Annotated in this window: 21 protein-coding genes, 2 tRNA genes, 1 rRNA gene and 1 pseudogene; 7 read left to right on the forward strand and 18 right to left on the reverse strand. The window is 66.8% G+C overall.

Features of this window, described 5'->3' with window-relative positions; translation table 11 throughout:
- A 16S ribosomal RNA gene (locus J2744_RS15615) occupies positions 1-62 on the reverse strand; the annotation flags it as partial.
- A gap of 662 nt (positions 63-724) precedes the next feature.
- Here J2744_RS15615 and J2744_RS02325 point away from each other — a divergent pair.
- Complete coding sequence (locus J2744_RS02325) at positions 725-1,285, forward strand: TATA-box-binding protein (RefSeq protein WP_015910251.1); 561 nt, start codon at positions 725-727, stop codon at positions 1,283-1,285.
- A gap of 124 nt (positions 1,286-1,409) precedes the next feature.
- Here J2744_RS02325 and J2744_RS02330 read toward each other — a convergent pair whose 3' ends face one another.
- From J2744_RS02330 to J2744_RS02345, 4 genes are all read right to left on the reverse strand, one after another.
- Positions 1,410-2,615, reverse strand: a complete 1,206-nt coding sequence (locus tag J2744_RS02330; RefSeq protein WP_209544010.1) for a Cdc6/Cdc18 family protein — start codon at positions 2,613-2,615, stop codon at positions 1,410-1,412.
- Between the two features lie 665 nt (positions 2,616-3,280).
- Positions 3,281-4,093 carry a DUF7839 domain-containing protein gene (locus J2744_RS02335; RefSeq protein ID WP_209544013.1) on the reverse strand — a complete coding sequence of 271 codons (813 nt, stop codon included), beginning with the start codon at positions 4,091-4,093 and terminating at the stop codon, positions 3,281-3,283.
- A gap of 192 nt (positions 4,094-4,285) precedes the next feature.
- On the reverse strand, positions 4,286-6,538 hold the full coding sequence (locus J2744_RS02340) for an NADP-dependent malic enzyme (protein WP_209544015.1): 2,253 nt from the start codon (positions 6,536-6,538) through the stop codon (positions 4,286-4,288).
- Between the two features lie 152 nt (positions 6,539-6,690).
- Positions 6,691-7,791 carry a DUF7544 domain-containing protein gene (locus J2744_RS02345; protein WP_209544017.1) on the reverse strand — a complete coding sequence of 367 codons (1,101 nt, stop codon included), beginning with the start codon at positions 7,789-7,791 and terminating at the stop codon, positions 6,691-6,693.
- Positions 7,792-7,917: 126 nt separating this feature from the next.
- On the opposite strand from J2744_RS02345, the gene J2744_RS02350 reads away from it, so the two are divergent.
- Positions 7,918-8,751: a DUF7117 family protein gene (locus J2744_RS02350; protein WP_209544020.1), complete on the forward strand. Its 834-nt coding sequence runs from the start codon at positions 7,918-7,920 to the stop codon at positions 8,749-8,751.
- An 11-nt stretch (positions 8,752-8,762) separates the two neighbouring features.
- On the opposite strand, the gene J2744_RS02355 is transcribed toward J2744_RS02350, so the two are convergent.
- The 10 genes and pseudogenes from J2744_RS02355 to J2744_RS02395 form a co-directional block, all read right to left on the reverse strand.
- Positions 8,763-9,521, reverse strand: coding sequence for a fumarylacetoacetate hydrolase family protein (locus J2744_RS02355; RefSeq protein WP_209544022.1), 759 nt, complete (start codon positions 9,519-9,521; stop codon positions 8,763-8,765).
- Between the two features lie 75 nt (positions 9,522-9,596).
- On the reverse strand, positions 9,597-10,034 hold the full coding sequence (locus J2744_RS02360; protein WP_209544024.1) for a hypothetical protein: 438 nt from the start codon (positions 10,032-10,034) through the stop codon (positions 9,597-9,599).
- The gene (locus J2744_RS02365) at positions 10,034-10,420 is read right to left on the reverse strand and encodes a hypothetical protein (protein WP_321169783.1); all 387 of its coding nucleotides are present in this window, start codon (positions 10,418-10,420) and stop codon (positions 10,034-10,036) included. The genes J2744_RS02360 and J2744_RS02365 overlap by 1 nt, the downstream gene beginning before the upstream one ends.
- A pseudogene (locus tag J2744_RS15280) lies at positions 10,394-10,672 on the reverse strand (ubiquitin-like small modifier protein 1); the annotation flags it as partial. The gene J2744_RS02365 and the pseudogene J2744_RS15280, both read right to left, overlap by 27 nt.
- Before the next feature lie 92 nt (positions 10,673-10,764).
- Positions 10,765-11,148, reverse strand: a complete 384-nt coding sequence (locus J2744_RS02370) for a hypothetical protein (protein ID WP_209544027.1) — start codon at positions 11,146-11,148, stop codon at positions 10,765-10,767.
- Positions 11,149-11,222: 74 nt separating this feature from the next.
- Positions 11,223-12,221, reverse strand: coding sequence for a phosphate signaling complex PhoU family protein (locus J2744_RS02375; protein WP_209544029.1), 999 nt, complete (start codon positions 12,219-12,221; stop codon positions 11,223-11,225).
- Between the two features lie 192 nt (positions 12,222-12,413).
- A complete protein-coding gene (locus tag J2744_RS02380; RefSeq protein ID WP_209544031.1) occupies positions 12,414-13,361 on the reverse strand; it encodes a D-2-hydroxyacid dehydrogenase in 948 nt (315 codons plus the stop codon).
- Between the two features lie 78 nt (positions 13,362-13,439).
- Positions 13,440-14,633, reverse strand: coding sequence for a cystathionine gamma-synthase (locus J2744_RS02385; protein WP_209544033.1), 1,194 nt, complete (start codon positions 14,631-14,633; stop codon positions 13,440-13,442).
- A 129-nt stretch (positions 14,634-14,762) separates the two neighbouring features.
- Positions 14,763-14,872: transfer RNA gene (locus J2744_RS02390), tRNA-Glu, on the reverse strand.
- A 105-nt stretch (positions 14,873-14,977) separates the two neighbouring features.
- Complete coding sequence (locus J2744_RS02395; protein ID WP_209544036.1) at positions 14,978-15,544, reverse strand: peptidylprolyl isomerase; 567 nt, start codon at positions 15,542-15,544, stop codon at positions 14,978-14,980.
- A 103-nt stretch (positions 15,545-15,647) separates the two neighbouring features.
- Here J2744_RS02395 and J2744_RS02400 point away from each other — a divergent pair, with 103 nt between their 5' ends.
- The 3 genes from J2744_RS02400 (at position 15,648) to truA (ending at position 17,366) form a co-directional block, all read left to right on the forward strand.
- Entirely contained in the window at positions 15,648-15,848 is a 201-nt protein-coding gene (locus tag J2744_RS02400) for a XapX domain-containing protein (RefSeq protein WP_209544038.1), read from the forward strand.
- A 106-nt stretch (positions 15,849-15,954) separates the two neighbouring features.
- Positions 15,955-16,452 (forward strand): universal stress protein, encoded by a 498-nt coding sequence (locus tag J2744_RS02405; RefSeq protein WP_209544040.1) that lies wholly within the window; start codon positions 15,955-15,957, stop codon positions 16,450-16,452.
- The gene (gene truA / locus J2744_RS02410; protein WP_209544042.1) at positions 16,449-17,366 is read left to right on the forward strand and encodes a tRNA pseudouridine(38-40) synthase TruA; all 918 of its coding nucleotides are present in this window, start codon (positions 16,449-16,451) and stop codon (positions 17,364-17,366) included. Before J2744_RS02405 ends, truA begins: the two co-directional genes overlap by 4 nt.
- 30 nt (positions 17,367-17,396) lie before the next feature.
- Here the strand turns inward: truA and J2744_RS02415 are convergent, their stop codons facing one another.
- A complete protein-coding gene (locus tag J2744_RS02415) occupies positions 17,397-17,930 on the reverse strand; it encodes an Rrf2 family transcriptional regulator (RefSeq protein WP_209544044.1) in 534 nt (177 codons plus the stop codon).
- 484 nt (positions 17,931-18,414) lie between these two features.
- Between J2744_RS02415 and nadE the strand changes: the two genes are divergently transcribed.
- Positions 18,415-19,413 carry an NAD(+) synthase gene (nadE, locus tag J2744_RS02420; RefSeq protein ID WP_209544046.1) on the forward strand — a complete coding sequence of 333 codons (999 nt, stop codon included), beginning with the start codon at positions 18,415-18,417 and terminating at the stop codon, positions 19,411-19,413.
- Between the two features lie 49 nt (positions 19,414-19,462).
- On the opposite strand, the gene J2744_RS02425 is transcribed toward nadE, so the two are convergent.
- Together J2744_RS02425 and J2744_RS02430 are read right to left on the reverse strand one after the other, a co-directional pair.
- The gene (locus J2744_RS02425) at positions 19,463-20,896 is read right to left on the reverse strand and encodes a M28 family peptidase (RefSeq protein ID WP_209544048.1); all 1,434 of its coding nucleotides are present in this window, start codon (positions 20,894-20,896) and stop codon (positions 19,463-19,465) included.
- Positions 20,897-21,007: 111 nt separating this feature from the next.
- Positions 21,008-22,264: an RNA-guided endonuclease InsQ/TnpB family protein gene (locus J2744_RS02430; RefSeq protein WP_209544050.1), complete on the reverse strand. Its 1,257-nt coding sequence runs from the start codon at positions 22,262-22,264 to the stop codon at positions 21,008-21,010.
- A 530-nt stretch (positions 22,265-22,794) separates the two neighbouring features.
- Here J2744_RS02430 and J2744_RS02435 point away from each other — a divergent pair.
- Positions 22,795-22,865: transfer RNA gene (locus J2744_RS02435), tRNA-Gly, on the forward strand.
- Positions 22,866-23,137: the final 272 nt, after the last annotated feature.

Below are 23,137 nucleotides of genomic sequence, written 5' to 3' on the forward strand. Positions count from 1 at the left end.
TGCGACTAGCATGGCTAAATCGGATCCCAATAGCAATGGCCTCCGGCAGGATCAACCGGAATGAATATCCTTCAGGCCTGATTCCCGGCCTGAAGGGGGTGTTGGCGGGTGTCAACGTAGTGTTGACACACCATTGCATTGGTCTGTGTGGTGTCCGGAACCAACCAGCGACTTGGATGGCACCGAACGACCACGGCTCACATCAGATCGCCGCTTACGCCGGAGCGCAGGGGGCGCGATCCTCATCAACTGAGTCGGACAGGCCGACTCTGCGAAACCGGGCCGAGTTGAACGGCCCGAGTCCGCGGTGCGTTCTTCGCGTATTGACCGAACGGGCTTATACACTTAAGCACGTCGGAACGCTTCGACCGGCCGCGTCTGCGGCTGGTCGGTGCCCCTTCGTCGGGGGCGCCTCGCATTTCTTCGAATGCTCGGGTTGTATTTAACCCCGTCGAACCATCTCCGCCACGTCATGCGGTTTCATGGAACAACTTTCGAGGATCAGATCCAGCGGGGAGAGTTGACACCGGCAGAGAATGGCAGTCGCCGAGCAGTCAGACAGAGACCTGCCGCCGGCAGATATGTCTGAAATATATCATAAGTTGTCGGCCGCGTTCTGGTGTCTCACGCGCGTGTAGAATCGAACGAAAACGCACTCTGGGGAGAGCCGGTCGTTTATACCACGGGCGTTTATAAGGGAGGGGGACACATATAAAAGCGAACGATGACGAACCCTGCAGACTCGATCGAGATTCAGAACGTTGTTGCATCGACGGGTATCGGCCAGGAGCTCGATTTGGAGGCGCTCGCAGAGGACCTTCCGGGCGCAGATTTCAACCCCGACAACTTCCCCGGACTCGTGTACCGTACTCAGGAGCCGAAGGCCGCCGCGCTCATTTTCCGCTCGGGAAAGATCGTCTGTACGGGGGCGAAAAGCATCGACGACGTCCACGAAGCGCTCGGCATCATCTTCGAAAAGCTCCGCGGCCTCCAGATCCCCGTTGAGGAAGACCCGGAGATAACCGTTCAGAACATTGTGTCGAGCGCGGATCTCGGACACAACCTCAATCTCAACGCCCTCGCGATCGGTCTCGGTCTCGAAGACGTGGAGTACGAACCGGAGCAGTTCCCCGGACTCGTCTACCGGATGGATGAACCCGAAGTCGTCATCCTCCTCTTCGGGAGCGGAAAGATCGTTATCACGGGCGGCAAGCGCACCGACGACGCCGAAGAGGCGGTCGAAGAGATCGTCGAACGTATCGAAGGGCTCGGGCTGCTCGGCTGACGCGGTCTCGTATCGATCGGTCTGTTCGGAGCCTCGTCTGGGCGAAGAAGTGGTAGCACGGTCGATAGTCAGTATCGATCGGCCGGAGATCAGTGTGTCGATCGGGTGATTGCGTGCGGTCCGGCTACGTTTCCTCGTCGTCCTCGGTGAGGACCTCTTTCACGACGCCCGGGTCCTCGAGCAGTTGGTGTTTCGTGTAACTTCCCTCGGCGCTACCGCCGCTGTGTTTCGACTGTTCGATGATGTCGAGAAACGCGTGTTCTTTCAGGAGGTCGCGGACGCGCCGCAGCGAGAGACTGTCGGAGCCCTCCTGTCGACAGATGTTCTCGTATATCTCGTACACGCGGCTGGTTCGGAACCCGTCCTGCCGACCGTTCGAGAGCGATAACAGTGCGAGCGCTTGGAGGACGTACCGTGAGTGAGGGGTAGATCCCCGGATGAGTTCCCGGAATCGATCGGTCTCCGCCCGCTCGCGTGCCTGCGTGACGAACTCCTCGCGGACTGTGGGTTCGGCGTTCGACTGTGCGATCTCGCCGGCGTACCGGAGGATATCGATCGCCTTCCGCGCGTCGCCGTGTTCACGTGCGGCGAGCGCTGCGGCGCGGGGGATCGTCGACGGTTCGAGCACGTCGTCGTGGAACGCGTCCGCACGCGCCTGCATGATCTCCCGGAGTTGGTTCGCGTCGTACGGCGGGAAGACGAACTCGCGTTCACAGAGACTCGATTTGACGCGCTCGTCCATTCGGTCCTTGTACTGAATTTTGTTGCTGATCCCGACGACTCCGAGCTTACAGTCGGTGATCTTCCCGGCCTCACCGGCACGAGACAGTTGCATTAGGATGGCGTCGTCGTCGAGCTTATCGATCTCGTCGAGGAGGATCAAGACGACGTCGTATCGCTGATCGAGGATCCGCCAGAGGCGTTTGTAGTACGTGGAAGTCGAGAGCCCCTTGTCGGGGACGTTGATGCCGGTCTCTTCGGGGTCGTTGACGCCTTCGGCGATCGTCTGAACCGCCTGCGTCTCCGTGGTGTCTTGGGCACAGTCGACGTAAGCGAACGTCGCCGTGACGCCTTCCTCGCTGGCGGTCGAGACGAGTCGCTTCGAGACGTACTTCGCACACAGCGATTTCCCCGTGCCCGTCTTTCCGTAGATGAGTACGTTGCTCGGACTCTGTCCGAAGATCGCCGGATTGACCGCCGTCGCCAGGTCGGCGATCTCGTCGTCTCGGCCGACGATGCGTCCTTCACCCGGCAGATGGCTGATCTCGAGGAGCTCCTTGTTCGCGAAGATGGGGTCCTCCCTCGTGAAGAGGTCGTCCGCTGCGTCCATGAGGGAGACACCGGGTTTCCGGTGAAATGCGTTCTGTTTCGTGACCGCGCGCGGCGCGATCGAAGCAGCTGATTGGTAGTCGAGACACACACCGTGTTTCCGGTGAAATGGGGGAGGCGGGTGGGGGACGTAGTGAGTGGGGTAAGCTCGCGGGCAAGCCAAGAGAGGCAATAGTCTGAGAACAAGCGGGACAAGCGTCTGAAGACGGGCAGGCCGCCGATCCGAGAGTGAGTACAGCTGCGACCCGAGAGTGAGTACAGCTGCGACCCGAGAGTATGATGGTCCGCTTGAGACTCAGAATTCGGATCTAATAGACGAAGACCGAATTCTAACGGAAACCTGGAAGCGGGCGCGAGGAAGAATCGACGAGAAAACGCCTAACCGCCTCATTTCACCGGAAACACGGTGTTCGATGTGATAGTCGAGCCAAGCGGTCGAGGGGAGACCGGGTTTCCGGTGAAACTCTAAGTATCGCTCAGCGAGCTGTCGCTCAATCCGCTTGACGAGCTTTACTCCGGAATAAGTGATAAAACCTGTTGTTTCAGATCGGTCACAAAGATCGAGCCAGCACTCCGACGACACCAACCCCACCCCACTACAGCCCAATTTCACCGGAAACACGGTGTGTCCCTCCAATCAGAGATCGACTCCGACCGCTCTTCGGGTCACCGTTCGAGAGAGTCTCGAACCTCGTACCGCACGCCGTCCTCGCGGAGTCGCGTCGTGTGCCGAGAGAGCTCGTCGGTCGACACAAGCAACAGCACGTCCAAGCCGCGAAGAGCGGCCTGCGAGACGCCCGCAGCCGAACCGAACCGCACGTCCGGCCGAACTCCCGCTCGGGTCGCGAGCGCGTACGCCTCCGTTCCGCCGACCGCGATCAAGTCCGCCCCCGCAGCACGATCCGTAATGACGTCGGCGGACGGCGGCTCTCCTTCAGTCACCGCCGGGACGGGAACGACCGTCACCACGCCCGGATCGTATTCCACGACCCCCTCGAAGTCGGTGACGCCGACCGCCTCTCCCGACTCACCGCCGGTGACTGCGACGGCGGTCGCCGATCCCCCCTCGGGAACGGCGTGTAACACGCCGTCGCGCATCGCGAGACCGACCTCGTCTCCCTCTTGGACCGTGTCGGTCGCCACCGCGGCGTCGACGTCGACGCTACCCAGAACGTCGTCGGACACGCGAGCGACGAACTCCGAGAGGGCGTCGGTCCGCGTGATGATCCAGTCGACCCCTTCTTTCGTCACCTCGTACCGGCCGCGACCGCGTTTCTCCACGAATCCCCCGTCGACCAGATCTCTGACGTAGTCGCTTACGGCCTGTGAGGTCACGCCGATGACGTCCGCGATCTCCTCCTGACTCACCGCCGGCTGTCGCGCGGCGATTTCGACGAGAACCCGGTATCGAGTCGCGTCGCGCCGGTTGTCGAGCACCCGCGGTGCGGTCGCCTCTCCCGAATCCTCGCTCGGTCCCATATCAATGCTGTCGTAGTTGGAAACAAGTAAAATTGGTGTGCCGATCGTCGTGTACGCGGGAACCCCTGTGAGGGAGAGTTGCCAAGCGCGAAAATCGTAATGTTCGCGAGAAACTCTCGCGAACAAACGGAACCCGAAACCGCACTGCGGTCGCGACCGGTGGCTACGAGATCGGAACCGAGATCGGGCGAATTACTCCTGCGCGTCGACGACGGCGACGCTGGCGAGGTTGACGATGTCTTTCACCTCGTCGCCGCGCTGAAGCACGTGGACCGGCTCGTCCATCCCGACGAGCATCGGGCCGATGGCCTCGGCACCGCCGAGTCGCTGAAGCAGCTTGTACCCGATGTTTCCGGCTTCGAGGTTCGGGAACACGAGGACGTTCGCGGCCTCGTCGAGTTCGGAGAACTCGTAGGTTCCGTTGAGGATGTCGTCGACGACCGCGGTGTCGGCCTGCATCTCGCCGTCGACGGGGAAGTCCACGCCGTCGTCGGACTGGAGAATTCCCACCGCGTCCCGCGGCTTCCGCGTCCCCGCGTTGTCGACGCTGCCGAAGTTGGAGTACGACAGCACCGCCGCGCGCGGTTCGACGTTAAACCGGCGTGCGAGGTCCGCGGTGTGGCGCGTGACCTCCGCCAGCGTCTCCGCGTCCGGATCCTGATTGACGGTCGTGTCCGCACAGAAGATGACCCGGTTCTTGAACGTGAGCATGTACACGCCGGCGACGGTGTCGGTGTCGGCCGCGGATCCGACGACCTGGAGCGGGGGTCGGAGCGCCGAGGGGTAATGGTGCGTGAGTCCGGTGAGCATCGCGTCGACGTCGCCGGTCTCTACCATCACGCTCCCGAGGTAGTTGGTGTCACGTTTGACCAGGTCGTCCGCCTCGCGTTTCGTGATCCCTTTTCGCTTGCGAAGCTCGTACAGCCGCTCTCCGTACGCGGAGACGTCTCGGTTGTCGGGGTCGACCACTTCGGGGCGGAACGAGAGGCCGAGCTCCGCCGCGGTCCGAGAAATCGTGTCTGCGTCGCCGAGCAACACCGGCTCCGCGATCCCCTGCTCGGAGAGCTGATAGGCCGCGCGGATCATCTTCTCGTCGGTTCCCTCCGCGAGCGCGATCCGTTTCGGGTCGCTCTTCGCTTTGTTCAACACGACTCGCATCATCTCGCGGGACTTCCCCAGGCGCGCTTCGAGCCGCTCTCGGTACTGGTCCAGGTCGATCTCGGTCCGAGCCGACCCCGACTCCATCGCCGCCTCCGCGACGCGCGGCGCCAGCTCGAACAGCACTCGCGGGTCGAGCGGCTTCGGGATGACGTAGTCGGGACCGAACTGGAGCGGGTCGTCGCCGTACGCCTTCACGACCGCGTCCGGGACGTCCTTGCGCGCGAGGTCGGCGAGCGCCTCCGCCGCGGCGGCCTTCATCTCCTCGTTGATCTCCGTCGCGCGCACGTCGAGCGCGCCGCGGAACAGGAACGGGAACCCGAGCACGTTGTTCACCATGTTCGGGTAGTCCGACCGGCCCGTCGCCATGATCACCGTGTCGTCGCGGGCGTCCTTCGCGTCCTCGTAGGTGATCTCGGGGTCCGGGTTCGCCATCGCGAAGATGATCGGGTCGGCGGCCATCGAGCGGACCATCTCCTGCGAGACGATACCGCCGACGGAGAGACCGACGAACACGTCGGCGCCCTCCATGGCGTCCGCGAGGTCCCCTTCCTCGACCGGTGTGGCGAACTGACTTTTGTACTCGTTGACCTCGCCCGCCTCGACGCGCGCCTCGGTGATGATGCCCGAGGAGTCGCACATCGTGATGTTCTCCTTGCGCGCGCCCAGGGAGACGTAAAACCGAGCCGTCGCGATGGCCGACGCGCCGGCGCCGGAGAAGACGATATCGAGCTCGGAGAGGTCCTTCTCGGAGATGTCGACCGCGTTCATCAGCGCCGCGCCGGAGATGATCGCGGTGCCGTGCTGGTCGTCGTGGAACACCGGCACGTCCATCTCCTCGCGGAGCCGCTCCTCGATTTTGAAACACTCGGGGGCCTTGATGTCCTCGAGGTTGATCCCGCCGAACGTCGGCTCCATCGCCTTCACCGCCTCGCAGAACGGGTCGACGGAGTCGATGTCGAGCTCGATGTCGAACACGTCGATGTCGGCGAACCGTTTGAACAGCACGCCCTTCCCCTCCATGACGGGCTTCGACGCGGCCGCGCCGATGTCACCGAGTCCGAGGACGGCGGACCCGTTCGACACGACGGCGACGAGGTTCCCCTTCGCCGTGTACTCGAAGACCGACTCGGGGTCGGCCGCGATGTCGCGGCACGGCGCCGCGACCCCCGGGGAGTACGCCAGCGAGAGGTCCCGCTGCGTGTTCGTGGGCTTCGTCGTCTCGATTTCGATCTTCCCGGGCGGCTCCTGTCGGTGATACTCCCGCGCGTCGTCGTCTAATCCCATGTCTCTCTCCATTCATGAACGGAGTAAAAAGCTATCCGATGGTGTCGAATATGTGATTCGACGTTCGACGATCCCCACTCGCTCTCCAGGGACGTGACGGAGCCCGTCTCGTACACTCTTCGCGTTGCCGGTGGCCCTCGATATCGGGCCCGTCAAGCCGAATTATCCCCGACCACCTCCGGCTCGGCACCCGAGACAAGCGCCGACCCCAGCGGCGCCGAATCCGGGTCGATACCGGCGAGCGTCGAGACCTCGTACGCGATCAGATACGTCCGCGCCACCAGCCGAACCGGGAGCGAGAGAGCCACGACCGCGGCGACTGCGCAAACGAGAACCGTCGCGAGGACGGCCGTCCCCACGGACGTTCCGATCAACGCCCCGAGTCCGCCGAGCGGAACCGCCGCGAGCGCGAGCGCGACGAGGGCGACCACGGCGACGACCCCCCCGACGAAGGCGACAGCGACGGCCTGAACGAATCCGACGCCGGCCGCGACGACCGCGTGGACCGCGAGGTAGGCGACGAGATCGATCCGCGTTCCGCGAAGGGAATCCCAGACGCGACGCCACCCGGCGAGCACGCCAACGTCGCGGGCGACCATCGTCGGCGCGACGAACTCGAACGTGAACCGACCGCCGAGAGCACCGATCACGCCAATCACAGCGCTGAACGCGCCGAGCGCCGCGATTGCGGCAGTCGACAGCCCGGAGAACCCGCCGACAGAAACGCCGAGAACGCGAACCGCGCCGGGACCGAGGGCGACGACGAACGCGACCGCGGGAATCGCGGACGCGACCGCGAGCGTCGTCGCGAACCCGAAGAGTCCCAGCGCCTGTCGAAACCGATCGCGGAGCGGTCGCCAGAGCGCGACCTCGGTCGCGGCGAGCGCGTCGTAGAAGACGAGCCGAAACGCGACCGAGCACACGGCGAGAGCGACGCCCACGAGCAGCGCTCCGATCGCGATCGCGACGATCAGCGCGTCGTCGAGACCGGCGACTCGCTCGCTCCAGGTACCGACGACGCGTTCGAGTCGCATTGGTCCGACTCCAGTCGGGGAAATCTCGGTCCACAGGCCGATGCCGGCTGCCGAAACACCGAGATGCGACGCGCCGACCCGCGACGCTCCGGCGGTCCCGCCCGCCATCACGAGCGCAAGGAACGCGAGCTTCACCCACCGCACCGCCTCGAAGGGGAAGAGAAACCGCCGCGTCGCGTCGACGGCGCGATCGAGCGCGTCGACGGCGAGCCAGTTCATACCGACCGTTCGCCGGAGAGCGTCAAATAGGCTGGCACCCGCGCGGTCAGCGAACGAGGAACCGATCCCGCGATCCGACGCCACCGACCCGCAGTCGTTTAGGGCGGACGCGACGAACCGGTACGCATGAAAGTCCGCGGCGAACGCGAGTGTCAGTCCTGCGGCACGCGGTGGTCGTACTACGAGACGGGCTCCGTCGCGTGTCCGAGCTGCGGCGACCTGCGCAGCGTCGGCGTGGACGCCCGCACCGCGCACACCGACGCTGCCGTCACGCTCGACCTCGCCGCCCACCGCGAGCGGGTCGGCGACGCGCCCGACACCCTTCCCCGGTCGGGAGTCGACGAACTCCAGTCGGACCTCCGGGAGTACTGCCGGAAACGCGGATTCATCGACGGCGGACGTCTCCTTTCCCTCGACGGTACCTATCTCGCTGCCCGCGAGCTGCTGGAGGCCGTCGACTGCTTCGAGCGGCTGCGGGACCCGACCGACGCCGACCGCGAGTACCTCCTCGAACTGCTCGCCGGCGCCGACGACGGCGAGCGACCGTCCGCCGACGAGGTCCCGACCGCCCTCCGCGAAGCCCGGGGAATGGCGGCCGTGCGCGCGGTCGAGGCGTACCGCGGCGACGCGCTCGACTTCCTCGACGAACTGGAAGCCGGCGCTAATCCGGATGAACCCGACGAAATCGACGTCGACGACGGGGCAGCCGTCTCCGCCGGGGGCGAACGGCCGGAAGCCAGAATCGGTCCGGCCCGAGACGCCTTCGAGCGCCTCCGCGACCGCGTCACGCGCGTCGACGCCCTCGGGGGCGACGTTCCGCCCGCGAGCGCGGACGCCCTCGTCGAGGCCGCCGACGCCCTCGGGGAGTACGTTCGGACCGGCGACGAGTCGACGCTGGCGGCCGCCGCCGACCTGATCGACGAGGCGAGCGTCGACGACCTCGACTCCACGGGTCGCTGAGTCCGACCGGGTCATCCGTCCGAACCGAACTCCTCACACGGGGTCCACACGGGGTCCGGCGCGACGACCGCGTTCGAGAGCGTACCGACACCTTCGTAGGTGATCTCGACGCGCTCGCCCGGTTCGACGAGACCGGGGTTCGCTGGGCTACCGAAGGCGATACAGTCGCCCGGCTCGAACGTGAACCGCTTCGAGAGGTACGAGACCACCTCTCGCGGGCCGAACAGCATCAGTTCGGTGTTGGCGTCCTGGCGCGTCTCCCCGCCGACGGTCGTTTCGATGTCGAGATTCGTCGGGTCCACGTCGGTCTCGATCCACGGTCCCAGCGGCGCCGACCCGTCGAACGCCTTGCGGGCGGTCCGTCCCTGCTGGTCGAGCGCGTCGACGTCGTTCATGACCGTGTAGCCGCGCACGGCGTCGGGAACGTCCGCGGGCGCGAGGTCGCGGCAGCGCTCGTCGATCACCGCGACCAGTTCGCCGGCGTAGGTCAGCTCCTCGGTCCACTCGGGGTACCGAATCGCCTCGCCGTGCGCCAGCAGGCTCGCCGGCGGTTTGACGAAGAAGTCCGGCTCCTCGGGGCGCTCGTAGTCCATTTGGTCGAGCGTCTCGGCGTAGTTCCGGCCGACGCAGTACAGCGCGGTGGGGTCGCACGGGGGGAGCAGTCGCCCGTCGCGACCGACCTCGTACCGACCGTCGTCGGCGACAATCGCGCCGTCGTCGTAGCGGCCGGCGACGGGACCGTCCGGCGTGAGCAGTCGAGCGAGTCGCATGCGGGCACCGTCCGCACAGCGACGTGAAAAAGCGTCGGTGGCGCCGCCGACGGCGACGGCACCGGCGAACCGATATCAGTCGCCGTCGCCGCCGTCCGCATCGACCCCGATCACGACGCCAGACCGGATCTCCAGCGCGGTGTCGAACTCCGTCCGTCGACCGCTCCCGGACCCGATCCGTTCGACGGCGGCCTCGTGGGCGCGGGCCACCGCGTCGCGCTCGCGCTCGGAGAGCCCGACGCGGTCGCCGACCGCCTCCCAGTGGTCGGGTTCGACGAGGAACGCCTCGCGGTCCGCCTCGACCGCGATCCGCTCGTAGCGCCGACGGTACGCGTCGATCCTGGGGCCGAGGTCGGCCTGAACGCGCGCGAGCAACTTCGGAACGCGCGCGGCCGGCACGCTCGCGAGCGCGGCGGTCTTCACCAGCGCGGTCCCCTCGATCGGATACGGGCCCGGGTCCTGCTCGGCGCCGTCCCCGCCTCCACGGGTCCCGCTGTCGGCGTCGTCGGACATCACCCGCCGGCGCGCATGGCTTTTTGCTTGTACTTCGGAAGCAGGTCGGCGAGCGCGTCGGGGTCGCCAGCGAACTCGGCGGTCACTTCCGTGATCCTGATGGCGGCCGCGGCGGTCACCTTCTCGGCGCTGAGGGTCGCGCGCCAGCCGTCGCCCTCCACGCGGGTCGCCTCCGCGGGGTCGTCGGTCCCCACCAGTTCGCCGCCCAAGTTCCGGAGGTAGTGGGCCGCGAGCCGACGCGAGATACCGCGGTACGCCACCGTCTTGCGCTCCCAGCCGTCCTCCGCGGGCGGGAGGTCGGTCGCGTCCGCCTTCGCGTCGCCGCCGGCCTTCTCCGCCGCAGCCGACCCGTCGTCTCCCGCGCCCCCCGCGACCGGCGGGAACACGGAGAGCCGGTCGCCGTCCGCCATCGGCGTGTCGAGGCCGTCGAGGTGGAGCACCTCGCGGCCGTTCTTCAGGACGTTGATCTGCGGCGCGAGGTCGCCGTCGACGATCAGTCGACCCTCCATCCCCTCGTACTCCGACTCCAGCTCGCGAAGCACGTCGCCGACGGTGGAGCCGTCGGCGAACTCCGCGTTCACCGTCTTCCCGCCGGCGGCCTCGCGAAACGTCGCGAAGAACCGCAGTTCCAGTTCCATACCAGTACGTCGGGTCGCGGCGGCTTAAAAGCGGCCGACCGCGGAACGCGATACGACGGCTGACCGCGGCCGGGGAGCCGGCGCGTCGCCGATTACAGATCTGAGAGCCGGATTCCGTCTTCGACCAGCCGGAAGTTCCGCTCGCGGTCGAGGTCGTCGGCGAGCCACTCGTGGTCGTACAGCTGACCGATCAGTTCGAGGTAGAGGTTCCGCCACGCGATGGCGTAGATGGGCGACTGCCCCCACGCGCGCAGCTCCGGGACGAACTCGTGGTAGGTGCTCGCCTGCGTCTCCATGCGCTCGACCGCGTCGGCGACGACCTCGGCCGCCTCGTCCGGGTCCGCCTCGTCGAGCGCGTCGTTCAGCCGCGACTGGATCCCCGCGATGGCGCGTCGCATGTCGCGTTCGGCGGTCCCCTCCTCCTCCGGAAGCGACTCGACGACGCCCTTCGGCACGCCGAGTTCGATCTCTGGCATGCGATCACCTCGGAGGAGCGCGGGCAAAAAACCCGTTCACCCGGCGGCGAAATCCGCGGCGAACCGGACTCCAGTTACGGCGTCGGCGCGGCCTTCTGAAGCGCCGTCTCCGCGATATTTCCGCCGTAGTCTGCCGACCGGAGGACGGAGTCGACGACCAGCCCGAGCAGCTGCGCCCGCGTCGGGTCGAGGTCGCGGAGGAGTTCGTCGATGGAGCGGACGCGCTCGTCGATCGCTCGTACGCTGGTCCGCGCCTCGTTTGCCCGGCGCGTCGCCGCATCGGTGTCGTCGTCGAACAGCGCGTCCATCGCCGTGTCGATCACGTCGGCGGCGTCCCCGTGGAGGTCGCTGACGGCCTCGACGACCTCGTCTGGCAGGGGTTCGTCGATGTTGAGCGTCAGGTGCGCGATCTTCGTCGCGTGGTCGCCGATCCGCTCTAACTGCCTCGCGCTGGAGTGGTAGTCGAAACACTCCTCGCGCGGAAGTCCCAGCTCTTCGGCGGCCTTCGGCGTCCGCAGCGTGGCGCGGAAGATCCGCGAGACGACGAGCCACAGTCGGTCGAGGTCGTCGTCGCGGCCGATCACGTCGCGCGCGAGGTCGTGGTCGCGCTCCGCGAGCGCGGTGATCGCGTCGTCGAGCATCGAAAGCGAGATCAGCCGCATCCGCGTGACCGCGTTGTGGATCGAAAGCTCCGAGGAGTCGAGCAAGTCCTGGACGACGACGCGGTCGCGAGTCTCCTCTAACACCTCCAGGCCGACGAGGCTCTGGACCGCGTCGCGGATCGTCGAGCGCTGCTCGGTGGTGATCTCCGCGGCCTCCAGTTCGATGACGTCGAAGCCGCTGACGTACATCGTCGTCACCGCCCGGCGGAGCGCCTGCCCGGTCAGGTCCGCGATGTCGAGCGTCCCCCGTGTCCGCTCCGAGTCGGATCTGGGCGTGAGAAACAGCGAGTCGCCGTCCGGGTGGAACTCGATTTCCGTCCCAGCCTCGACGTCGTTGTCGGTCGCCCACGTCTTCGGAATCGAGACCGTGTACGTCGAACCGCCGGTGACCTGGACCTTCCGCGTTTCCATATCAACCCCTCTGGAGCGGATCACCTTAATTTTGATCAAAATATATACCTCGGTACAGCCTCCGTTCCGGGCGGAGTACTCGGGATTCACCGAGCTGTCACTCGATGTCGGCGATATCTGGCGGCTGAGGGCCGGCAGAAGGAGTCTAATTATATAGAAATATATAGAAAGGGGTTTTGCCTACCGATCCGCTCACACCACCCGGTTTCGCAGGTCGTCGCCGGCGTCCAGGCGCGCGACGTTGTCCGCGAGGATGTCCGCGACGCGCTCGTAGTACTCGGGCGTGTGGCCGGCGTTGTGCGGCGTGATCGTCGCGTTCGATAGCCCCCACAGCGGGTGGTCCTCCGGAAGCGGCTCGGGGTCGGTGACGTCGAGCGCCGCGCCGCGGATGCGGTTGTTTCGGAGCTCCGTCACCAAGGCGTCGGTGTCGACGACCGGGCCGCGGGCGATGTTGACCAGAACCGCGTCGGGCCGCATCGTCCGGAGCGCGTCCGCGTCGACTAGCCCCCGCGTCGCGTCCGTGAGCGGGCACGCCAACACGACGTACTCCGCGTCGGTGACGGCCTCGTGGAACTCGTCGAACCCGTACACCTCGTCGGTCGGCCCGCCCTTCTCGGGGGAGTAGCGGACGCCGACCGTCTCGACGTCGAACGACTCCAGCCGGTCGACGACCGCCCGCCCGATGGCCCCGAGCCCGACCACGGCGACCGTCGAGCCGTACACCTCCGTCGTCTCGTAGGTGCGCCACTCGCGGCGGGACTGCTGGCGGTACGCCCGATGGAACTGCCGCGCGTGCGCGATCATCGACCCGACGACGTGCTCGGCGATGTTCGGCCCGTGGACGCCCGACGCGTTCGTCACGGCGACCCCGTGGTCGGCGAGCAGGTCCCGCGGGAGGTGTCCCGTGCCGGCGAACACGCAGGCGAAAAGCTCCAGCGCCTCGGCGGCGTCGAGCAGCTCCTCGTCGATGTTGAGACCGACGGCGACTCGGGCGCCCCGGATCAGGTCGCGCTCTTCCGCCGGCGTCCGCGCCCGCGCCACCTCGGTCCCGGGGAGTCGCTCGCGGATCGCGTTCGCCAGTTCGTCGGGACCGAGTCCGTGGATGGTCTGCCGAAGCACCAGAACGTCGGGATCGCTCATGAGGGCAGTCTCGTCGGAACCGATAAAAATGGTGTCAGTCGACCGGCGCTGGACGCGACCCCTAAGCGGACGAGCGGTCTACGACAGCGCGGCGTCGAACGCCGCCCGGAGGTCGGCCTTCATGTCGTCGACGTGTTCGATCCCCACGGACACCCGGATGAGCCCGTCGGTGAGACCGGCCGCGATCCGCTCCTCCCGCGGAATGGCGGCGTGGGTCATCGCGGCCGGCTGCTCGATCAGGCTCTCGACGCCGCCGAGCGACTCCGCGAGCGTGAACACCTCGGTCTCGCTCACGACCGTCGACGCCTCTTCGAGGGTGCCGTCCAGTTCGAAGGAGAGCATGCCGCCGAAGTCGTCCATCTGCTCGGCCGCCAGCTCGTGGTCCGGGTGGCTCTCTAAGCCGGGGTAGTAGACGCGTTCGACCGCGTCGTGGCCCTCCAGCCACTCGGCGAGCGCCATCGCGTTCTCGCAGTGGCGGTCCATCCGGACCGGGAGCGTCTTCGTCCCGCGGAGCACGAGAAACGCGTCGAACGGGCCGGGCGTCGCGCCGACCGAGTTCTGGTAGAAGCCGAGCCGCTCGTCCAGCTCCTCGTCGTCCACGATGAGGGCGCCGCCGATGGTGTCCGAGTGGCCGCCGAGGTACTTCGTCAGCGACTGGGAGACGACATCCGCGCCGTGTTCGAGCGGGCGCTGAAGGTACGGCGTCGCGAAGGTGTTGTCGACCGCACAGAGCGCGTCGCCCTCGTGGGCGATGTCGGCGAGCGCGCCGATGTCGTTGACGTTCATCAGGGGGTTCGTCGGCGTCTCGACCCACACCAGCTCCGTCTCCTCGCGCATCGCGTCCCGGACCGCGTCGTGGTCGGTGGTGTCGACGAAGCTGGTCTCGATGTCGTACTCGTCGTACACCTGGGTCAAGATCCGGTGGGTGCCGCCGTACACGTCGTCACCGGCGACGACGTGGTCGCCCGCGGACAGCAGGTTGAGGACGGTGTTGATCGCGCCCATCCCCGAGGAGAAACAGCGGGCGTGGCTGCCCGACTCCAGCGAGGCGAGGTTCGCTTCGAGGTCGGTGCGCGTCGGGTTTCCGGTCCGGCTGTACTCGTAGCCGCGGTGGTCGCCCGGCGCGTCCTGCTCGTACGTGGAGTTCGCGTGGATCGGCGTCATCAGCGCCCCCGTCTCCGGGTCCGGCTCCTGTCCGGCGTGGATCGCGCGGGTCTCGAAGCGGCGGTCGTCGGCGCTCTCGCCGTCGCCGGCGTCAGATCGATCGCTCATAAATAGGTCTCCGTCGCCGAGGCTGGTGATTCTTCCCCTTTGGATCGTCCACGGAAAGGAACGTGCCGCCCGCGAGACGGAACGGGCCGCCCGCGAGGCGAAGCGCGTCGCTCGCGGTGTGAGAGTGGATGCTCGGTCAGGGATTTGAACCCTGGTCGTCGGCTGACTTCCGAACCGGCGCCGAGGGCGCCGCGTCCGCCGAAAGGCCAACATGATTGGCCGGACTACACCAACCGAGCGCGAACGGTGCTTACGTCGGGGACAATTTAACTCTTCTTAACTCTTCACAGCGTGTGAGGCAAGCGCACGCGAAGAATTCCGCGACGGAGCGCGGAGTCCCGGTGCTACTCGTCGACGTCGACCTTCTCGATCTCGACGGCCTCGCGGGGGTCGTCGTTGCGCCCGGTCGGCACGCCGCCGATCTCCTCGACGACGTCCATCCCGTCGATGACCTGCCCGAAGACGGCGTGTTTGCCGTCGAGGTGCGGCGTGGCGTCGAGCGTGATGAAGAACTGCGAGCCGTTCGTGTTCGGGCCGGAGTTCGCCATCGAGAGGATTCCGGGGCCGTCGTGGGTGAGGTCGTCGTGGAACTCGTCGTCGAACTGGTAGCCGGGACCGCCGCGGCCGTTCTCCATCGGGTCGCCGCCCTGGATCATGAAGTCGTCGATGACGCGGTGGAAAACGATGCCCTCGTACAGCGAGTCGCCGCGGACCTCACCGGTCTTGGGGTCCTCCCACGTGTTCGTGTCGCGCGCCGGCTCCGCGTCGGCGGCGGGGTCGTGACGGGCCAGGCCGAGGAAGTTCTCGACCGTCTTCGGCGCGCGGTCGGCGAACAGCTCGACGACGATGTCGCCGTGGTTGGTCTGGAGCGTCACCTGCGGGTTGTCGGGGTCGGAAACATCTCGTGCCATGTCTTCGGGGAGGGACGCGCGTCGGAAAACCCTGCCCATCCGCGAGGGCGGGCCGTCGGGCGCGAACACCGGTCTTTTAACCGGACGCCGCCGACGCGTCGACATGAGTTCGACCCCCGTGTTGACCGCCGCGGCGCTCCTCGTCGGGGTGACGGTCGGCGCGCTGTTCGCGTTCCTCCGCGTCCCGATCCCCGCGCCCCCGGAGCTGCCGGGCGTGATGGCCATCGTCGGAATCTACCTGGGGTTCAAGCTCGTCGGCTACGCGGGCGTCGGCTTCGACCTGCTCGACGCGCTCGGGCTGTAACGCCCGTCGGCCCGATGCTCCCCGGTCCGACGCTCCCCGGCCCGACGCTCTCCAGCCCGGCTCCCCGGCCGGTATCGTTTTCCACCGGGCGCGAGCAGTGTCGCGTATGTACGACGACATCCTCCTGCCCGTCGCGCCCGGCGGCGAGGCGACCGACGCGATCACGCACGCGATCAGTCTCGCCGAGCGATACGACGCGACGGTCCACGTCGTCTCGGCCGCCGACACCGCGGCCGACACGCTCGCGGGGCCGCAGACCGGTGCGTTCTCCGACCGACTCGCGGACGCGGCCGAAGAGCGCGTGGAAGCGGTGACCGCGGAGCTGGAGGCCGCCGGCGTGGAGGCGGTCGGAAACGTCGTCCGCGGCGAGCCGCTGGACGTCATCGAGAACGCGGTCGACGACGGCGCCGACATCGTCGTCATGCCGAGCCACACCCGCCGGGGGATCCGCCGACTCCTCCTCGGTAGCGTGACGGAGAAGGTCATCCGCGTCGCGTCCGTGCCCGTGGTGACGGTTCCGATGGCCGACTCCGAGGAGACGGCCGACGACGCGAGCGATGTGACGGACGAAAGCGGCGCGGGCGGCGCGTCCGAGGTCCGGTGACGGGCGACTCGACCGCGCGGGAGACGGTCACCCGCGCGTTCCGGGTCGCGTACGACGGCCGGGAGTACGCCGGATTTCAGCGCCAGCCGCACGCCCGCACGGTCGCGGACGCGCTCCTCGACGCGCTCGCCGAACACGGCGTCGTCGAGCGGGGGGACGGCCCGACCCACGCAACGCCCCCCGACTACGCCGCCGCGGGTCGGACCGACGCGGGGGTCTCGGCGGTGGCCCAGACCGTCGCGTTCGAGGCGCCGACGTGGCTCACGCCGCGCGCGTTCAACGGCCACCTGCCGGGATCGGTCCGCGTGTGGGCCGCGGCCGACGTCGAGGACGGGTTCCACGCGACGCACGACGCGGTCCGACGGACGTACCGATACCACCTCTACGCGCCCGAATCCGGCGAAGGCGATCTCCCTGGCGCCACGTGCCGCGACCCGGAACACGCGGTCGACGACGACCGGTTCCGCGACGCGCTCGCGCGGTTCGACGGCGAACGCGACTTCCACAACTTGACGACCGACGACGCGGGGACGGTCCGCGACCTCGACGCGCGGACGACCCGAGAGGGGGACACGCTCGTCGTCGAACTCGCCGCGGACGGCTTCCCGCGGGCGCTCGTGCGTCGGGTCGTCGCCGCGGCCCGGGCCGTCGGTCGGGGAACCGCCGACCTCGCGTGGATCGACCGACTGCTCTCGGCCGAGCCGGTCTCGGGGGAGCGCGGCGTCGGTCCGGCGCCCCCGGAACCGCTCGTGCTCTGGGACGTGACCTACCCCGACGCAGAGTTCGCGGTCGACCCCGAGGCCGCGGAGAGCGCCCGCGTCGCCTTCGGCGAACGACACCGGGACGCCCGCCACGCCGCGGTCGCCACCGGCGCGGTGCGCGACAGGCTGTCCTCGGCTGTCGAGGAGCGGTAGCTCGGATCGCAACGGGGGGACGGTGTGTCCTTAGGCCGCCGATCCGCCCGCCGGCGTCTCCATCCCGTCGACGCGGACCAGCAGGCTGTTGCCGTCGACGTTCGTCGCGTCGACCACGCCCGAGAGCCGCAGGCCGGTGGCGGGCGTCGGGCCGACCGTCACGCGGTCGCCGGCGTCGAACGGACCGACCGGTCCGCGGATCACGAGCTCGGCACGACACAGCTCCGGATTCGCGACGCTCGACAGGTCGATCTCAGCGACGGTGACGTCCTCGACGGGGGCGCCCTCGCGCTCGACCGGAGTCGTCACCGCGTCCTTGAGCCGCTCGATGCCGAGCGTGTCGTACGCGTCGTCGGTGGGGACGTAACCGCCGTCCGGGCCGGCGACTCCCTCGACGAGACCGAGCGTTCGGAGGCTTCCCATCCGGTTCCGCACCGTCCCCGGGTTGCGGTCGATGGCGTCGGCTATTTCGTGTCCCTGTACCGGAGCGTCTCGGCCCTCGGAGAGGTTCACGAGCGCGGTGAGCACCCGACTCTGACTCGAACTCAACTGAATGTCGGACATAGGCAAACGGACACGAATCTGTTTGATAAATGTTCGTGTATAACGACATTATATGCTTAGAAATCTTTTCTCACGGAGTTATACTTTAGATACACAACTAAAATTGGAGATATCCGTCCAACATACTGTATCAGCGTGTTCTAAGCAACAATTAACCTGTCTATGTAGTGTTATCGCTGGTATCTCAAAATGAATATCGAGTTCTATCGTTGTTTATGAATAAGACAGGTAGTAGCGTACCAATTCCTTATACGATCTACACCGCAAGTATTTACCAACACGACCGGAAGCGGCGAGCGACAGATGACGATCCAACGTGACGATCGGGACCGGCCGCCGAGACGTACCGGCGCTTCGCGGCGAATCGACGGTGACCCGCCGAGACGGCGAGTGCGACGAACGGGCCGGACTGAGGGAACTAAATACCGGACTGAGAGAACGGAATGCCGAACCGAAAGGGTAGATCGTCGGACTGGAGGGCCGGATGGCTGACCGCGACTCGGCGTTCGATCTCGACGGGGACGCGGCGGCCGGGCGTTCGACGGGAGAGCCCGCGTCGAACGAGAGCCGTTCAACCGCCGCCGACCGGAATCGACCCCGTCTCGGCTCGCTCCTCCCGGATCGGGACCCCGGGGTCGAGCGGGATCGGGCCGGCTCGTTCATCGCCGAGCGAGTGGGCGCCGCGGGCGCCGACGGCGTGGTGGTGAACATGAGCGGCGGACTCGACTCGACGGTGACGGCCGCGCTCGCGGTCGAAGCGCTCGGCGCCGACCGCGTCTACGGGCTGATACTCCCGTGTAACAAGATCGGCGCGCCGCACGCCCGCGACGCCGAGGCGCTCGCGGAGGCGCTCGGTATCGAACACGACACGGTCCACCTCCAGCCGCTGTTCGCGCAGTTCGGCGCGGTCGTTCCCGACCGGTTCGACCTCCACGACGAGCCGGTTCGGTCCGGCAACGCGGTCGCGCGACTCCGGATGGCGGTCGCGTACCTCGCCGCCAACGCGACGAACCGCCTGGTCTGTGGCACCGCGAACCGGAGCGAACTACTCTTAGGCTACCTGACGAAACACGGCGACGGCGCGGCCGACCTGTTCCCGCTGGGTCACCTCTACAAGACCGACGTCCGGGCGCTCGCGGCCGACCTCGACGTACCGGAGTTCGTCGTCGAGAAGGCGCCCACGGCCGGGTTCCTCCCGGGACAGCGCGACGCCGACGACCTGGGCGCTCCCTACGAGGTCGTCGACCCCGTCCTCCACCTCGGCGTCGACCGCGGACTCGACCCGGAGTCGGTCGTCGAGCGGATCGCGGCGGCTGTCGCCGAAACCGACGCGGACACGGGCGACGACAGCGGTGGCGACGGGACGCCCGCCGGCGAACTCGCCGCCGTCGACCGCGAACTCGTCGCGGACCTCCTCGGCCGCCACCGCGCGACGGCGCACAAGCGGCTGCCGCCGCCGACGCCGGACGCGGACCTAAACTGACGGGCGGGCGGCGACGCGTCGGCGCCGGTCCCGCCGCGACGACGGCGCGTCAGTCCCAGTCGGCGGGCCAGAGGTCGGCGGCGCGCATCCCCGTCTCGAAGTCGGCCTCGCGGAACGCGGTCGCGAGTTCGTCCCGGTCGAGCCGCGGCAGATCGCGCTCCGCGGAAGCGAACTCGGCGACGAGTAGGGCGATCAGCATCGCGTGTTCGCGGACGTTCCGGTCGTCGACCTTGTCGCGGGTGTCCGCGTGGGTGTGGCCCCACCCTCGGCCGCGGTCGCCCGAGTCGCTGTGGAGCTGGAGCGCCGGCACGCCGCGGCGCACGAACGGCCACTGGTCGGAGAACGGGTGCGGCTGCGCGTCGACATCGATCGGCTGCCGAGTCGCGGTCGACACCGCCTCCGCGACCGACGCGGCCGCCGTGGAGGCGTGCGCGAGCGCGATCAGGTTGCGAAATCGCCCCGCGCCGTCGACGTTGACCACGCCCTTCACCCGGTCGAGGTCCAGGCGTTCCGCGAGGTGCTCCGCGCCGAGCAGCCCGACCTCTTCCGCGCCGACCGCGACGACGTCGACCCCGACCGGGAGGTCGGCGTCCGCGAGGATCCCGCCCGCGGTCGCGACCGTCGCGATGCCGCAGCCGTTGTCGAGCGCGCCCTCGGCGATGTCGTGGGCGTCGTAGTGGGCGAGCAGGAGGACGCGCTCGTCGGTGTCGGGTCCGGCGGTCCCGATCACATTGCGGCTCTCGCCCGGCGCCGTCGACGCCTCGACGGAGAGTTCGGCCTGCGCGACGGAGGGATTCCCACTCCCGTCCCCCCCGCCGACCGCGTACTCGCGGAGCCACGCGCCGGTCTCCTTCGAGACGCCGACGGCGACCGCCTCGGCCTCCTCGCCGAACGTGAGCGACCCGGTTGGGGGCAGCTGGCCGTCGAGGTGGTTGACGAACACGAAGCCGACCGCGCCGGCCTCGATCGCGTAACCGAACTTCTCCATCCGGTGGACGAACCGACCGCCGGAGGGCGTCGTCGTCGAGGCGACCGCGATCCGCCCCTCGACGTCGCGCTCGTCGATCTCCGCCGGGGTGCCGTAGCCGACGTCGACGAGTTCGCCGGCGACGCTCCCGGCCGGCGAGTACGGGAGCGCCAGCGCTTCGAACGAGCGCGTCGACGGCTCGCCGTCGCGGCCCGAGACGGTCACGTCGAGCGACGCCGACCCGCGCTCCCAGGCCGGGAGGTCGAACGGCTCCGTGCGCACGTCCGTGAGTCCGGCGCGCTCGAAGGCGTTCGCGACGAGTCCGGCGGCCCGGCGCTCGCCCTCGCTGCCGGCCATGCGGCTCCCGATCGCGGTGAGGTCGGTGAGGAAGCGCCACGGGTCGTCGTCGGTCCACGTCGCGCCGAGCGCGGGAGCGAGTTCGGCCGCTCGCTCGCGCACGCGGTCGACCGCGGCGGCCGCGTCCGATCGCGTCGCGTCTGCTGCGTCGTCGGTCATGAGCGTGCCTCCGTCGGTGACGGCTTAAGCGTGTGGCTCGCGGCACTCGGGCGTTCGAGTCCGGGCCGCGCCCGGCGAAACGCTACGGTCAACAACCCCACCCTACTTCGCTCACCCTGATGGGTTCGCTCGTTGAGGGAGGGGCTTGTCCGTGAGCTCAGCCTCGAACCTGTCCGGGTGGGCGGTGAATCCGCCACTTGGCGTCACTGTTCCAGACTTTAGGGCGAGTTGACTGTCGCCCGTCCGCCGAGACGACTGTTGGCCTCGACGGACATACCGCATCCCGATGTTCTTCGCCGCATTGTAATCCGCGTTCGCTTCTGACTCACACTTTACGCATCGGAAATCATTGCGAGTCGCGCGATTCTCCTCAGCTGTGAATCCACACTCGGCACACCGCTGTGACGTGTACGCCGACCCGACTTGCTTCACCGAGACGCCGGCTGCTTCGGCTTTGTATTCTACCTGCTCGTACAGGGTTCGGAACGCCCACTTGTGACCCCACGACGCACCCGTTCGGTCGCGGATGTCTGTCAAGTCCTCAAACGCAATCACGTCGCACTCGTATCGAAGTGCTTCGTCTACGATAGCGTTCGACGCCTGGTGGAGTACGTCACGGACATAGCGAAGCTCCCGACCACTTGATTGTTTGAGCGTTCGGTGGGCGCTTCGCGTTCCGGCCTGTTGGAGCCCGGCACGCACCTTCTCGAACTCGCGGAGATTATGGGTTAATTCCCGTCCGCTGAAGAAGTAGGCAGTGCTGGTGACGGCGAGGTTTTCAATACCGAGGTCGACCCCGAGAACCGTTCCGTCCTCGGCGGTGTCTCGCTCAATGTCGGTCTTGGGTCGGCGGAAGCCGATGTGTAAAAAGTAATCGCCGTCACGAGCGGTGAGTGTGCTTTCCGTGACGCTCCAGTTGTCGGCGTCGAGGTACTGCCGTTGGTAGCCATCCTCGGCTTCAGGGAGCGCAAGCTCGCATCGAACGCGACTCTCCGTCGTGGAGAGTGACACTGTATCGTCATCGAACAGCGTCATCGTTCGAGTGTCGTATGTTACCGTGGGTGCGGTGAACGTGGGTTTACTGGCCTGCTTGCCGTTCGAGCGGCGTTCGAGACAGCCGGTGATGGCTTGGGCGGCTTGGTGGGTGGCGAGGATCGCGTGCTGACTCCCGAGGTCGGTTTCTTCGCGCACGTCGTCGTAGGCGAGGGGTTGTACGTCGCTCTTGGCGTTACACTTCCCCCACGCCATGTCCGTGGCGAGTTGGCACCCACGCTTCCACTCGGAGATGGTTTCCTCAAGCAACTCGCGTTGCTCGCCATCTACCGAGAGGCGGGTGATTGCCGTCCGACGCACGTAGTCGTCTGCCACAGTTTCAATGTGTATGAGTGGCTATTTATAAACTGGTGTTTGTGACAGATACGAACGCGCTCCTCCCCTCCCTACTCGCTCCCTTCGGTCGCTCCTTGAGGAAGGGGACTCCGCGCTACCGCTTCAGTTGAATCGAGACACGATTCGCAGATTGAACGACACTATATCCCGAAGGATGAAGATACATACAGCGTTGAAAACTTCCAGCAGTTCTTGGATATACGTGAAGAACAAATTGTAAAGCAACTACTGGAGATGTCTGATCAGATTGAAGAGCAATTTGAGTCTGAGGGACAATCAATTACTGCTTCTGGGGAAGCTGCTGAATAAGAATCTCTGAATACTGTTTTCAAACTGTGCTGGAGATACAATTAGAGATGTCTACGCATTGAGGGGGAGATATTGTGTTCCGCCGGGATACTATACTGCCCCTCGTAGAAACACAATGAATGAGTTTATAACAGAGGATACGTTGTAGCCAGATGCGAGACGACAGAGAGGCAACATCCGGACCTTGTTGCCGATTGTAAGCACCGTTGGTCCAGTGGTAGGACATTAGCTTCCCAAGCTAATAGCCCGGGTTCAATTCCCGGACGGTGCATTTCTCGAACGTAGTGAGGGAAGTCTCCGGACGGGATTGAACCCTATCAGTCGCGCGCAGCGAGCGGGGCGAGGCGCGAGCGAAGCGAGCGCCTCGAAGAGCGAGCGGCGAAGCCGCGAGCAGTAAGCGAGCACGTCTGATTCCGGTTCAATTCCCGGACGGTGTATTCTCGCGGCGAGCAGTTCCGCGAGTCACAGGTGTGTCAAGGGCCACGCCGGAACGTGTTCCACGATTGGTAGTTCCCAGCAGGGCCAGGGAAACGCGTTTCCCCG

This window comes from Halorubrum trapanicum (assembly GCF_017873555.1).
In the GTDB taxonomy this organism is placed as follows: Archaea; Halobacteriota; Halobacteria; order Halobacteriales; family Haloferacaceae; genus Halorubrum; species Halorubrum trapanicum.